The organism is Brevundimonas sp. EU05-FHT14B07, from assembly GCF_058790795.1.
The window spans coordinates 1-11,886 of record NZ_JBYTCZ010000006.1; the positions used below are offsets into that span (position 1 = coordinate 1).

Consider the following 11,886-nt stretch of genomic DNA (forward strand, 5'->3'; position numbering starts at 1 on the left):
CGGCGATTCGATTGGAGCGCGGAACCTAGTGAAACCAACCGATGAAAGCAAGAAGTTTTTCGCTTCTTTCTTCCGTGGGACCTTGGAGATCTTCATCCCCGCCGCCCCGCCGGCCAGCCCGTTTCCGAGCGAGGCGGCTCTATACGGAGAGGGGGATTTGTCAGCAAGCGGATTCTCACCAACAGGGGGAAGTTTCTCGCAGACTCATGATCGTCGATCAGGAATCGCAATCTTCAAGTCTAGCTGGGGTCCGCAAATCCAGGCGTTTCGCCTTCTCAGGCCCCGCCGAGACGCGACATCAGCTCTGGATCCTGCTCGGAAGCCGCGACCTCATCATCGAAGGCGCGTTGGGCGTCCGCCTCTTCCGAGAAAGTCGCCGGGTCGGACAGCCGCAGGCTTGAAACCCTATAGACATCGTCCTTCTGCTCGAGGGTAACGCCGCTGCGGGCGTGGAGGATGCGGGCGTCCATCGTCATTGGGTTGGTCTCCTGTTCCGATGCAGAACGCATCAATCGGCCGGATGGCTCTCCTCAATCGCCAGAAAGACCGTCGACGAGGCGCGAGCGCAGCTCTTCGTCATCCAAGCCTTGCACGACGATCATTTTCAAACGTGATTGTGCGCCGCGTCCGATGCTGACCGACGACTTCGGGACGCCAAGGCTTTTGGCCAAGAGCCGGATCAGGGCGTCGTTGGCCTCTCCTTCGATCGGACGGGCGCGGACGCGCACCTTGAGCACGGGTCGACCCTCGTCGTCGGTCGCCCACCCATCAATGCGCTCGGCCGCAGCGCCGGGCTGCAGCCTTACAGGCAAGTTCGCCATGTGGTCCTCTGCGGGCAAGAAAAAAGGCGCGGCTCCGATCGGCGCCGCGCCCTCTTCAGATCGATTCGACCTGGGCCTAGCCCAAGGCGGCCATCAGTTCCGGCACCACCGTCTTGTAGTCGCCGACCAGACCATAGTCCGCGACCTGGAAGATCGGGGCGTCCGCATCCTTGTTGATGGCGACGATGGTCTTGGAGTCCTTCATCCCGGCCAGGTGCTGAATGGCGCCTGAGATGCCGATGGCGATGTAGAGCGCCGGGGCGACCACCTTGCCGGTCTGACCGACCTGATAGTCGTTGGGCGCATAGCCGGCGTCGACCGCTGCGCGCGAGGCGCCGATGGCGGCGCCCAGCTTGTCGGCGAGCGGCTCCATCACGGCATGGAACTCGTCCGCCGAGCCCAGGGCGCGACCGCCCGAGACGATGATCTTGGCGGCGCCCAGTTCGGGCCGGTCCGACTTGACCATTTCCTCGGACACGAAGGCCGTCTTGGGCGCATCGGCGCCGGCGACGCTCTCGACCGGGGCCGAACCGCCCTCAGCCGCGGCAGCAAAGGCGGTCGGGCGCACCGTGATCACCTTCTTGGCGTCGGCAGACTGGATCGTCTCCAGCGCGTTGCCGGCATAGATGGGGCGCACGAAGGTGTCGGCCGACACCACGTCGATGATGTCCGAGATCGGCGCGACGTCCAGCTTGGCGGCCAGACGCGGGGCGAAGTTCTTCCCGTCCGTGGTCGCCGGCGTCAGGATGGCGTCGTAGCCCCCGGCCAGCGGCAGGACAGTCGCCTCGACCGCCTCAGCCAGCATCTTGCCCAGACCGGCGCTCTCGGCCAGCAGCACCTTGCGGACGCCCGCGATCTTGGCGGCGCTATCGGCGGCGGCCTGCGCCCCCTGCCCCAGGACCAGGACGTCCACATCGGACGACAGGCCCAGCGCGGCTGTCACGGTCTTGTGGGTGGTGTCGCGAACGGTCGAACCGTCGTGATCGGCGATGACGAGGACAGCCATATTACAGCGCTCCCGCGGACTTGAGCTTGGAAACCAGTTCGGCCGCATCGGCCACCTTGACGCCGGCCGACCGCTTGGGCGGCTCGGTGACCTTGATGACCTTCAGGCGGTCGGCGACATCGACGCCGTAGTCGGCGACCGCCTTCATGGCGATCTCCTTCTTCTTGGCCTTCATGATGTTCGGCAGGGAGGCATAGCGCGGCGTGTTCAGCCGCAGGTCCACCGTGACCACCGCCGGCAGTTCGGCAGCAATCGTCTGCAGGCCGCCGTCGACCTCGCGCGTGACCGTGGCCTTGCCGGCATCGATCACCAGCTTGCCGGCGAAAGTCGCCTGGGGCCAGTCCAGCAGGGCGGCCAGCATCTGGCCCACGGCATTGTTGTCGCCGTCGATCGACTGTTTGCCCATCAGGACCAGGTCGGGCTTTTCTTCCTCGACCACCGCCTTCAGCAGCTTGGCGACCGCCAGCGGCTCAAGATCCGTATCCGATTGGATCAGCAGCCCCCGATCCGCGCCCATAGCCAGCGCCGTGCGGATGGTTTCCTGGGCCTGGGTGACGCCGATGGAGACCACGACGATTTCCGTCGCGGTGCCGGCGGCATGGTGTTCCTTGCCTTCCTTCAGACGAACCGCCTCTTCGACGGCGATCTCGTCGAAGGGGTTCATGCTCATCTTGACGTTGGCCAGATCGACGCCCGACTGATCCGCCTTGACGCGGGCCTTGACGTTATAGTCGATCACCCGTTTGACGGGGACGAGTACCTTCATGGGTCTATCCGTGAAATCGCCTGAATGTGTGGGCAGGACATGGAGCGGTCGCGAAGGCCTGTCAACGTAACGTGGGGTCAAGCTGTGGCTTCGATCCCTATCCAACGGACCACGAGATGAAGCGTTTCCTGACCTTTCCCCGCCTGGCGATGATCTTCTTCGGCCTGTTCGGCTTCACGGTCGTCGGGATTTTCGCCCTGCAGGACTACTGGGTCGCGCCCGGCAAACGCTGCGAGGCGGCGGGCAAATGGTACGACATGGAAAGCCGCATCTGCGCCCAGCCCATCTCCATCGCGCAGATCACCGGCCGCCCCAATGGCGTGTCGCGCGCCGAGGCTTCGGCCGGGAAGAACCGGGAGCTGGTTCGGATCGAACAGGATCTCGCCGCCCAGAGCCGCGCCCGCGCCGCAGAGGCCGAGCGTCAGAAAGCCGCACTGGCGGCGGCGCGTCCCGCCGCCTGACCGGTTTCGCCTAGCGGGTCGCGCCGGGCTTCCATTTGATGTCGCTAGCGCCGTTGGCGTTGGCGCGTCGCGCAGCCACGAACAGATGGTCGGACAGGCGGTTCAGATATTTGACCGCCTCGACGTTCACGGCCTCGCCGTTTTCGATCAGACGCACCGCCTCGCGTTCGGCCCGTCGGCAGACGGTGCGCGCGACATGCAAATGGGCCGACAAGGGCGCGCCGCCCGGCAGGATGAAGCTGTCGAGCGCCTTCAGGCTCTCGTTCATCCAGTCGATTTCCTGCTCCAGCCGCGCGACTTGGCTCTCCACGATGCGCAAGGCTTCCCAAGCCGGCGGCGGGTCCAGAGGCGTGGCCAGATCGGCGCCCAGGTCGAACAGCTCATTCTGGATCCGGCCCAGCATCGCGTCGATCCGGTCGTTCTGGCCGCTGTTCAGCCGGGCGACCCCGATCACCGCGTTTAGCTCATCGACCGCGCCATAGGCCTCGACCCGGGCGTCGCTCTTGGACACCGGCGCGCCGGACGCCAGCCGCGTGCGACCGTCATCGCCCGTGCGGGTGTAGATCTTGTTCAGCGTTACCATGATCAGGCTCCCTGCGTCGCCTTCCACATCATGCCGACGACCAGCAGAATGACGGCGACCGCCTGAAGCCCGACGCGCAGCCGCATCAGCTTGTTGGAATGGCTGCGCGCATAGTCCCCGCCCCGGAACAGCGAATAGAGGCCGAAGCCCAGAGTGATGGTCACGGCCAGGATCGCGAGGATGATCAGAATGTCGAAGATCTGCATGCCGTCGTTCTAGACCCGGATCGCCGTCACGCGCCAGCACAGCGCTCAAAGCCGTTGTCCGGCGCGCAGGATCGAACGGCAGAAATTCGCCGACCGCAGATATTTTATTTCCCGAGCTAAGCCATTTGGTGACGATTGTTGGCGTAACGTCAGCGCCATGACTGATCGCGCCGTCCGCAACCTGGAGCACCTCAAGAGCTCGGCCTCCACAGCTCGCGTGCTGAATCTGCTGCGCGTGTGGGAGGAGAACGGCGACAGCGCGCCCGACGGCGCCGTTCGCAATCCCGACTGGGCGGCGCGTCCGATCTTCCGTACAGCGGCGCTGAACCGCGCCCTCATCATCAAGCATCGTCTTCGACGCAATGAGACCGATCTGTTCACCGGCCGACGCCAGGTCGCGACCAAGGTCGTCATTCCCATCGACGATGGAGATTTGAAGACCGGAGGCCGATACGTCTTCGTCAATCAGATCGGCTTTGAGCGGATGATGATGGAGGCGTTCGGCGTTGCGCCCAACCATCCCGATATCGAGACCCTGCGCCTGATCGACAAACTGCCGTCGCTGGATCCCTTCCTGCTGCGCGAGCAGTTGCGGCGCGGCGGCCTGGACCCCTCGCCCTGCTACTTCTCGATCAGCGACAGTGATCTTCAGCGCATGCTGGCCTTCGTTCGCAGCGAGATCGAGCCGCTGGTGACGCTCAGCCTGGGCGCGGACACGATCGCAGTGAACTCGGATTCGGCCGGGCGGATGGCGTCAAAGATCCTGTCGAACACGCCCGGCGATCAGCTGGACGCCCTGCGACTGACGCTGCGCCTGGCGCCCGAACAGTATCAGGAGGGCGTCTTCTGCTGGAAAGGCTTCCTCTATTACAAGTGGACGCTCGCCGCCCTGCTGGGCGAAGTCGCCGGCGTCGCCGAGGCCGTGCGCACCATCAAGCCCGTCGGCAAGGTCGATCGCGCCGCCAAGGAATATCTGGCGCGCAGCCGCGATGTCCTGCGCGGCCGCATCATCAAGACGTGCGACGAGGTCAGTCGCACTCTGCGCGTCTATGACGACGCCTACGCCAAACTGACCCAGGAAGGCCGCCCGATCGCCTTCCGCGACTTCCTGCTGGACGCCCCCTCCATGTTCGCCAAGCTGGGCGACCAGCTGGGCGCCGTCCAGCACATCGTCAGCTACTGGCGTTTCCGCTTCGGTCCCTCCGCCGCTCCGGTGAACGTCGAGGAGTTGATGGACATCTTCATGGACTTTGAAACCGGCCTGCTCGGCCGCGGCGAACTCCCCGACGACATCGGCATGATCGCCGCCTAGCCCGTTCCTAGTGCGCCGCGTCCCAGTTCGACGCCGCGCGGGCATCCACTACGAGGGGTACGGTCAGGGCCACGGCTGGGTCCGACGCGTTTTCCATCACGCGTTTGATGACGGCGATGGCGCGGTCGGCCTCGGCTTCCGGCGCCTCGAACACCAGTTCGTCGTGGACCTGAAGCAGCATGCGCGTAGCAAGACCGGCTTCGGTCAGGGCGGCGGGCATGCGGATCATGGCGCGGCGGATGATGTCGGCGGCCGCGCCCTGGATCGGGGCGTTGATGGCGGCGCGCTCGCCGAACTGGCGCTCGGCGCCGGACTTGGAGTGGATGGCCGGGATGTGGATGCGGCGGCCGAAGACGGTCGAGACGAAGCCGGTCTGGCGCACCTCGGCCTTGGTCTTGTCCATATAGGCGCGGATGCCCGGGAACCGTTCGAAATAGGTCTTGATATAGGCCCCCGCCTCGCCCTGATCGATGCCCAGCTGATTGGCCAGGCCGAAGGCCGAAATGCCGTAGACGATGCCGAAGTTGATCGCCTTGGCGCGACGGCGGGTCTCGGACGGCATGCCCTCGACTGGTACGCCGAACATCTCCGAGGCCGTCGCCGCGTGAATGTCCAGCCCCGCCTTGAAGGCGCGCTTCAGCTCGGGGATGTCGCCGATATGGGCCAGCAGGCGCAGTTCGATCTGGCTGTAGTCGGCGCTGATCAGGACATTGCCGGGCGCGGCGATGAAGGCCTGACGGATCTCGCGGCCGGTCTCGGTGCGGATCGGGATGTTCTGCAGGTTGGGATCGCTGGACGCCAGGCGGCCCGTGGTGGCGGCGGCCAGTTGATAGCTGGTGTGAACGCGGTCCGTCTTGGGATCGGCCGCCGCGGTCAGGGCGTCCGTATAGGTGCCCTTCAGCTTCGACAGCTGGCGCCAGTCCAGGATCGCGCGCGGCAGATCGTGGCTGAGCGCCAGTTCCTCCAGCACGCTGGCGTCGGTGCCCCACTGGCCCGAGGCGGTCTTCTTGCCGCCCGGCAGGTTCAGTTCGCCGAACAGGATCTCGCCGATCTGGCGCGGCGAGCCGATGTTGAAGGGCCGTCCGGCGATCTCATGGGCCTGGGCCTCCAGCTCGGCCATGCGAAGGCCGAACTCGCTGGACAGCCGCTTCAGCCGGTCGGGATCGATGCGAACTCCATTCAACTCCATGTCCGCCAGCACCGTCGGCATGCCGCGCTCGAGCGTCTCATAGACGGTGGACAGGCCCTCCCGCGCCAGCCGGGGCTTGAGGATTCGCCATAGCCTCAGCGTCACGTCCGCATCCTCGGCCGCATATTCCGACGCGGGTTTCAAAGCTACATGCTTGAAGGATTTCTGGCTCTTGCCGGCACCCGCCACGCTCTTGAACGGGATCGGCTCGTGGCCCAGGTGCAGGCGCGCCAGCTCGTCCATGCCGTGCCCGTGCAGTCCGCCCTCCAGCACATAGGAGATCAGCATGGTGTCGTCATAAGGCGCGACGCGGATGCCTCGACGCGCCATGACGGCGATGTCGTATTTGGCGTTCTGAAGCACCTTCAGGACCGACGGGTCTTCCAGCAACGTCTTCAGCTTGGCCAGGGTCGTGGGCTTGTCCAGCTGATGGATCGGCTCGGGCGCCTCTCCCGCTTCACCAAAGAGACCGCCCTCGCCGGCCTGCGGCTCGTGCTCGTGCGTCAGGGGGATGTAGCAGGCCTCATTCGGCCCCACCGCCAACGACACGCCGCACAGGCCCGCATGGGTCGCCGACAGCGTATCGGTCTCGGTGTCGAATCCGACGACGCCGACCTCGGTCGCGCGCGTGATCCAGCGATCCAGGGCCTCTTCTGTCTGGACGCATTCGTAAGCCGCGTGATCGAAAGTCTGAACCTCGACCGGGCCTTCGACGACCTGGCCGTAGCGAGGGGTCGCGACCGGCGCATTCAGGTTCGGCGCACGCTTGGGCGCAAAAGCCGAGACGTCGCTGGGCCCGGCCTTGCCGTCGCCGACGCGGCGCTGCAGCGAGCGGAACTCCATCGTCTCCAAAAAGGCCGACAGGATCGCGGGATCGGGATCGCGCACGGCGAAATCGTCGATCGCCTCGGGCGCCGGCGCATCGCAGGTCAGGCGCACCAGCTCGCGCGACAGCCGGATCTGGTCGGCGAAGTCGATGAGAGTCTGGCGGCGCTTGGGCTGTTTGATCTCGTTGGCGTTGGCCAGAAGGGTGTCCAAATCGCCGTATTCGTCCAGCAGCTGCGCCGCCGTCTTCGGTCCGATGCCTGGCGCGCCGGGGACGTTGTCCACGCTGTCGCCGATCAGGGCCTGCAGATCGACCATCTTCTCAGGCGCAACCCCGAACTTTTCGAAGACCTCAGGCTCGGCCAGACGCCGGTCCTTCATCGGGTCCCACATCACGACGCCGCCGCCGATCAGCTGCATCAGATCCTTGTCGGACGAGACGATCACCGCCTCGCCGCCTGCATCGCGCGCCTTGCAGGCGTAGGTGGCGATCAGGTCGTCGGCCTCATAGCCGGGCAGTTCGACGCAATGCACACCGAACGCCGCCGTCGCCTCGCGCACCAGCGGAAACTGCGGGACCAGATCCTCGGGCGGTGGCGGGCGATGGGCCTTGTACTGATCGTACAGGGTGTTGCGGAACGTCTTTTCCGAGTGGTCGAAGATGGCCACCAGATGCGTCGGGCCATCCGCGCCCTTCATGTCCTTCAGCAGCTTCCACAACATGTTGCAGTAGCCCTGGACCGCGCCGACCGGCAGGCCGTCGGACTTTCTCGTTAATGGCGGCAGGGCGTGATAGGCGCGAAAGATGTAGGCCGAGGCGTCGATCATCCACAGCCGCAGCGCAGGGCCGTCCTGCGTCATCTGGCGTTCGGTTTCTGGATTTTCGGGCGCAGTCGTCTCGGTCATGGCGGGAACATAGGGCTCCAAAGCCCCCGCGTCAGCGTCAGAATTCGGTCCAGCTCGATCCCGGATCGCGTTGACCCGGCTGGGCCTGCTGCTGACCCCAGGACACGACCATGAAGGCCTTGTGGCTGCGGATGCGATAGGTGCCGATCATCGGCACCACCGCGCCCAGCGGCGCACCGGTCTTGGCTTCATAGAGGAAGCCGGAGAACTCGGCGACCCCGACCCGGTCCCGGTGGCTGTAGACCGACAGTTCCGGCAGGGAGACGACGTTGAAGGTCTCGTTGATCGGGATCCGCATCTCGGGAATGCCGAAGACGCGCCGCATCTGCTCCAGCGAAAGCGCGCCGGCGCGGATCTCGAACACGGCGTTCGCCTCGTCCTTGTTGCGGGCCAGGCTGAAACCGGCGTCCGAGATCGCCCCCCGGATCGCGCTGACGGCGTAGCGTGTGCCCTCGCCCTGGAAATAGGCGTCGTCGATGAAGACCGAAGCGCCCGTCGGCAGCGGCAGGACCAGCCCCTCGACCGCCCGGTCCGAGGCGCGGGCCAAGAGCAGCTGCTCCGTCGCCGTGCGGCCGGTGTTGCTTTCGGTGGTCGAGGCGCAGGCCGACAGCACGACCGCCGCAACCGTCAGCAGAGCCGCCGTCCGGGCCGTCATCACCAGGCGCCGACGTTCGGCATGGAGGCCCAGGGCTCGGCCGGCGCCAGCGGCGCGCCTTCCTGAAGCAGTTCGATGGAGATGCCGTCGGGCGAGCGGACGAAGGCCATGTTGCCGTCGCGCGGCGGACGGTTGATCGTCACCCCGCCGTCCATCAGCGTCTGGCAGGCGGCGTAGATGTCATCGACCTTGTAAGCCAGGTGACCGAAGTTGCGGCCGCCCTGATACTCTTCCGGATCCCAGTTGAAGGTCAGCTCGACCTCGGGGCAGCGTTCCGCCGCCGACTGTTCCAGATTCTTGGGCGCGGCGAGAAACACAAGCGTGAACCGGCCCGCCTCGTTCTCGGTGCGGCGCACCTCCTGCAGACCCAGGAGATCGCAATAGAAGTGCAGCGACGCGTCGATGTCCTTTACCCGGACCATGGTGTGCAGATAGCGCAAGGCTCGTCTCCGTCCGAACAGCGTGTCAGCCGTCTATAGACCCAACCGCCGCAACACCGCGACTGAACTGAGGTTACGGTCTCAGTGGGCCTCGGGCGCGCGGGCCGCGGGGCTCAGATATTCGTTCTCGTCGTGGGCCTGGGCCGACAGGACGAAACGCCGGTCGCAATAGCCGCACTCGATGAAGTCGTCCTCGCCCATGTCCATATAGACTAGCGGATGACCCAGGGCCCCGCCGCCGCCGTCGCAGGCCACGCGTTTGGTCGAGACGACGATCTCTTCGGGCGGCGGGATGATGGCGTCGGAATGGCGGGGAGGCATGGTCCGGTCCGGGTCTGAAAGGCTTGCGCGCTTCCTAGGCGGCGCAGGCCTGAAGGTCAAACCTCGGCGGTCCGGCGACCCAGCAGCCGGTTCAGCATCGCCTTGCGCTTCTTGAACAGCGTCAGGCCCAGACAGGCCGCGCCGACCCACAGACCGATTTCGCCGATCAGCAGCAGGGCGGCGCCGGCGATGGCGGCATGCGTCATCTCGATCTGATCGGTCTTGCCCGCCAGCAGCGCCACTCCTCCACCAATGTAGCCGATGGCGCAGACCGCCATGGCGACGAAGCCGATCAGGCGGGTGCGGGTCAGAGGCGTTTTGCCTTTTTGAACGGCGGTCACGTCGATCTCCATCAAGTTTGGTTGTCTTAATGACAAGCAAGCTAGACACGCGAAATGCTTAAGTCAAGCACCATTGACACATAGACAGGTCTGCTTGTCTGATGCTGTCGGCAAGACAGGTTGGCGATTGCGATCGTGCGCCCTACCTATGCCGCTCGCCGTCCCGTCCGAGTGAATAGCCGACCATGTCAGAGACCCCCGCCCTGCCCGACAACGCCATCGAGGTGCGGGGACTGAAGAAGACCTATGCCGGGTCCAAGAAGGCCGCCCCCAAGACGGCTCTGCGCGGCGTCGATCTGGTCATTCCGCGCGGCTCGGTCTTCGGCCTGCTGGGCCCGAACGGCGCCGGCAAATCGACCCTGATCAACATCCTGGCAGGGGTGGTGAAGAAGTCCGAGGGCTCGGTGACCATCTGGGGCCGCGACATCGACAAGGAGCCGCGCGACGCCGCCGCCGCTCTGGGCGTCGTGCCGCAGGAGATCGTCGCCGACGTCTTCTTCACCCCGCGCGAATCGCTGGAGGTGCAGGCGGGCTTTTACGGCGTGCCCAAGGACGAGCGCCGGTCCGACGAACTGCTGGCCGCGCTGGGCCTGTCGGACAAGGCCAACGCCTATGTCCGCGCCCTGTCCGGCGGCATGAAGCGCCGTCTGATGGTGGCCAAGGCCTTGGTCCACAATCCGCCCATCCTGATCCTGGACGAGCCGACGGCCGGCGTGGACGTCGAACTGCGTCGCCAGCTGTGGGCCTATGTCCGCCGCATCAACGAGGAGGGGGTGACGATCGTCCTGACCACCCACTATCTCGAAGAGGCCCAGGAGCTTTGCGACACCATCGCCATCGTCAACCGGGGCGAGGTGGTGGCCTGCGAGCCGACGCCGCAGCTTCTACGCCGTCTGGACAGCCGCAATGTCGTCGTGACCCCGGAAACGCCCCAGGCGACGCCGCCGGTGCTGGCCGGTTTCGAGGTTACGCCCCGTCCGGGCGGCGCCTTCGCGGTCGCCTATAAAAAGGGGCAGTCGTCGGTCGAGCAGGTCATCAACGCCGTGCGCGCCGCCGGCGTCACCATCGCCGACATCACCACCGAAGATCCGGACCTGGAGGACGTCTTCCTGGCCCTGACCTACGGCGATACGTCACGGGTCGACCCGACCAGGGACTAATCGACCTCGGCCAGGAATTCGAAGATCGCCGCCTTGGCCTCGGCCTCGTCCAACATGGGCGCGTGGCCGATGCCGGGAACCTCGACATAGGCCATGGTTGGAGCCGCCCTCTTCATCCGCGCGGCGATGTCGGCGCTCAGCAGATCCGAGGCAGCGCCCCGCACCAGCAGCGTCGGCTTCTTCTTCGCCAGCCGCCGGAACATGGGCCACAGGTTCGGAACCAGCGCCTTGGCCCCCGCCGCGCGGATCGGCACGGCGATGTCGGGATCGTAGTCCAGCGCGATCTCGCCGTCGGGCTGCTGGCGGAAAATGCGCCGCGCGAAGGCGTCCCAGTCCGCATCCATATAGTGCGGAAACGCCACCGCATTGATCCGCTTCGCATAGGCCGCCGCATCGGCCCAGGAGCCGATCTCCACCGGCTGACCGCTGTAGGCGGCGATGCGCGCCAGACCTTCCGGCGCCACCTCCGGCCCGATGTCGTTCAGGATCGCCGCGACAACCGCCTTCGGCCGCATCGCCGTCAGCGCCATGGTGATCAGCCCGCCCATCGAGGTGCCCACGAAGACCGCTTTATCGATCCCGGCCTGCTCCATCAGGGCCAGCACGTCGCGCGCATAGACGTCGGGCATATAGGTCATGGGGTCGGGCGCACGGTCCGACAGGCCACGTCCACGCACATCCACGGCCAGCACCCGACGCCCGCTCTGGGCCAAAAGCGGCGCGATGGCTTCGAAATCGGCGCTGTTGCGGGTCAGCCCGTGGATGGCGATCACCGGCGGCCGCGCGACACCGGGACCGGGCGCATAATCCCGCGCAAAGAGCGTGAGCCCATCCGGCGAGGTCCAGCGGCGTTCAACGAATGGATAGGGCGCGCTCATTGGCGATTTCCTCGGA

The 11,886-nt window shown here is 65.9% G+C and carries 15 protein-coding genes; 3 read left to right on the plus strand and 12 right to left on the minus strand.

Going from position 1 to position 11,886, the window contains the following annotated elements; translation table 11 throughout:
* Positions 1-275: 275 nt before the first annotated feature.
* The 4 genes from AC3WRC_RS13630 to AC3WRC_RS13645 form a co-directional block, all read right to left on the minus strand.
* Positions 276-476, minus strand: coding sequence for a hypothetical protein (locus AC3WRC_RS13630; RefSeq protein ID WP_055755043.1), 201 nt, complete (start codon positions 474-476; stop codon positions 276-278).
* A 54-nt stretch (positions 477-530) separates the two neighbouring features.
* Positions 531-821, minus strand: coding sequence for a DUF167 domain-containing protein (locus AC3WRC_RS13635; protein WP_492304198.1), 291 nt, complete (start codon positions 819-821; stop codon positions 531-533).
* Between the two features lie 76 nt (positions 822-897).
* Positions 898-1,827: an electron transfer flavoprotein subunit alpha/FixB family protein gene (locus AC3WRC_RS13640; RefSeq protein ID WP_492304199.1), complete on the minus strand. Its 930-nt coding sequence runs from the start codon at positions 1,825-1,827 to the stop codon at positions 898-900.
* A gap of 1 nt (position 1,828) precedes the next feature.
* Entirely contained in the window at positions 1,829-2,593 is a 765-nt protein-coding gene (locus AC3WRC_RS13645; protein ID WP_017505433.1) for an electron transfer flavoprotein subunit beta/FixA family protein, read from the minus strand.
* A 116-nt stretch (positions 2,594-2,709) separates the two neighbouring features.
* Here AC3WRC_RS13645 and AC3WRC_RS13650 point away from each other — a divergent pair, with 116 nt between their 5' ends.
* On the plus strand, positions 2,710-3,054 hold the full coding sequence (locus tag AC3WRC_RS13650; protein WP_492304200.1) for a hypothetical protein: 345 nt from the start codon (positions 2,710-2,712) through the stop codon (positions 3,052-3,054).
* Positions 3,055-3,064: 10 nt separating this feature from the next.
* On the opposite strand, the gene AC3WRC_RS13655 is transcribed toward AC3WRC_RS13650, so the two are convergent.
* Positions 3,065-3,637, minus strand: a complete 573-nt coding sequence (locus tag AC3WRC_RS13655; protein WP_039246607.1) for a cob(I)yrinic acid a,c-diamide adenosyltransferase — start codon at positions 3,635-3,637, stop codon at positions 3,065-3,067.
* A gap of 2 nt (positions 3,638-3,639) precedes the next feature.
* Positions 3,640-3,843, minus strand: coding sequence for a twin transmembrane helix small protein (locus AC3WRC_RS13660; RefSeq protein ID WP_055755048.1), 204 nt, complete (start codon positions 3,841-3,843; stop codon positions 3,640-3,642).
* Positions 3,844-4,000: 157 nt separating this feature from the next.
* On the opposite strand from AC3WRC_RS13660, the gene AC3WRC_RS13665 reads away from it, so the two are divergent.
* Positions 4,001-5,155 (plus strand): hypothetical protein, encoded by a 1,155-nt coding sequence (locus AC3WRC_RS13665; protein ID WP_492304201.1) that lies wholly within the window; start codon positions 4,001-4,003, stop codon positions 5,153-5,155.
* A gap of 7 nt (positions 5,156-5,162) precedes the next feature.
* Here the strand turns inward: AC3WRC_RS13665 and polA are convergent, their stop codons facing one another.
* From polA to AC3WRC_RS13690, 5 genes are all read right to left on the minus strand, one after another.
* Positions 5,163-8,075 (minus strand): DNA polymerase I, encoded by a 2,913-nt coding sequence (gene polA / locus AC3WRC_RS13670; RefSeq protein WP_492304202.1) that lies wholly within the window; start codon positions 8,073-8,075, stop codon positions 5,163-5,165.
* 37 nt (positions 8,076-8,112) lie between these two features.
* On the minus strand, positions 8,113-8,730 hold the full coding sequence (locus AC3WRC_RS13675) for a DUF6655 family protein (RefSeq protein WP_017505427.1): 618 nt from the start codon (positions 8,728-8,730) through the stop codon (positions 8,113-8,115).
* Complete coding sequence (locus AC3WRC_RS13680; RefSeq protein WP_165114650.1) at positions 8,730-9,170, minus strand: VOC family protein; 441 nt, start codon at positions 9,168-9,170, stop codon at positions 8,730-8,732. Before AC3WRC_RS13680 ends, AC3WRC_RS13675 begins: the two co-directional genes overlap by 1 nt.
* Positions 9,171-9,251: 81 nt before the next feature.
* On the minus strand, positions 9,252-9,491 hold the full coding sequence (locus AC3WRC_RS13685; protein WP_017505425.1) for a zinc-finger domain-containing protein: 240 nt from the start codon (positions 9,489-9,491) through the stop codon (positions 9,252-9,254).
* A gap of 56 nt (positions 9,492-9,547) precedes the next feature.
* On the minus strand, positions 9,548-9,832 hold the full coding sequence (locus tag AC3WRC_RS13690) for a hypothetical protein (protein ID WP_492304203.1): 285 nt from the start codon (positions 9,830-9,832) through the stop codon (positions 9,548-9,550).
* A 185-nt stretch (positions 9,833-10,017) separates the two neighbouring features.
* Here AC3WRC_RS13690 and AC3WRC_RS13695 point away from each other — a divergent pair, with 185 nt between their 5' ends.
* Positions 10,018-10,992, plus strand: coding sequence for an ABC transporter ATP-binding protein (locus AC3WRC_RS13695; RefSeq protein ID WP_045810932.1), 975 nt, complete (start codon positions 10,018-10,020; stop codon positions 10,990-10,992).
* Here the strand turns inward: AC3WRC_RS13695 and AC3WRC_RS13700 are convergent.
* Positions 10,989-11,870 carry an alpha/beta fold hydrolase gene (locus AC3WRC_RS13700; protein WP_055755054.1) on the minus strand — a complete coding sequence of 294 codons (882 nt, stop codon included), beginning with the start codon at positions 11,868-11,870 and terminating at the stop codon, positions 10,989-10,991. The genes AC3WRC_RS13695 and AC3WRC_RS13700 overlap by 4 nt on opposite strands.
* Positions 11,871-11,886: the final 16 nt, after the last annotated feature.

Coding starts and splice junctions, on each gene's coding strand:
- AC3WRC_RS13630 (WP_055755043.1), bottom strand. CDS start 476: ATGACGATGGACGCCCGCATCCTCCACGCCCGCAGCGGCGTTACCCTC.
- AC3WRC_RS13635 (WP_492304198.1), bottom strand. CDS start 821: ATGGCGAACTTGCCTGTAAGGCTGCAGCCCGGCGCTGCGGCCGAGCGC.
- AC3WRC_RS13640 (WP_492304199.1), bottom strand. CDS start 1,827: ATGGCTGTCCTCGTCATCGCCGATCACGACGGTTCGACCGTTCGCGAC.
- AC3WRC_RS13645 (WP_017505433.1), bottom strand. CDS start 2,593: ATGAAGGTACTCGTCCCCGTCAAACGGGTGATCGACTATAACGTCAAG.
- AC3WRC_RS13650 (WP_492304200.1), top strand. CDS start 2,710: ATGAAGCGTTTCCTGACCTTTCCCCGCCTGGCGATGATCTTCTTCGGC.
- AC3WRC_RS13655 (WP_039246607.1), bottom strand. CDS start 3,637: ATGGTAACGCTGAACAAGATCTACACCCGCACGGGCGATGACGGTCGC.
- AC3WRC_RS13660 (WP_055755048.1), bottom strand. CDS start 3,843: ATGCAGATCTTCGACATTCTGATCATCCTCGCGATCCTGGCCGTGACC.
- AC3WRC_RS13665 (WP_492304201.1), top strand. CDS start 4,001: ATGACTGATCGCGCCGTCCGCAACCTGGAGCACCTCAAGAGCTCGGCC.
- polA (WP_492304202.1), bottom strand. CDS start 8,075: ATGACCGAGACGACTGCGCCCGAAAATCCAGAAACCGAACGCCAGATG.
- AC3WRC_RS13675 (WP_017505427.1), bottom strand. CDS start 8,730: ATGACGGCCCGGACGGCGGCTCTGCTGACGGTTGCGGCGGTCGTGCTG.
- AC3WRC_RS13685 (WP_017505425.1), bottom strand. CDS start 9,491: ATGCCTCCCCGCCATTCCGACGCCATCATCCCGCCGCCCGAAGAGATC.
- AC3WRC_RS13695 (WP_045810932.1), top strand. CDS start 10,018: ATGTCAGAGACCCCCGCCCTGCCCGACAACGCCATCGAGGTGCGGGGA.
- AC3WRC_RS13700 (WP_055755054.1), bottom strand. CDS start 11,870: ATGAGCGCGCCCTATCCATTCGTTGAACGCCGCTGGACCTCGCCGGAT.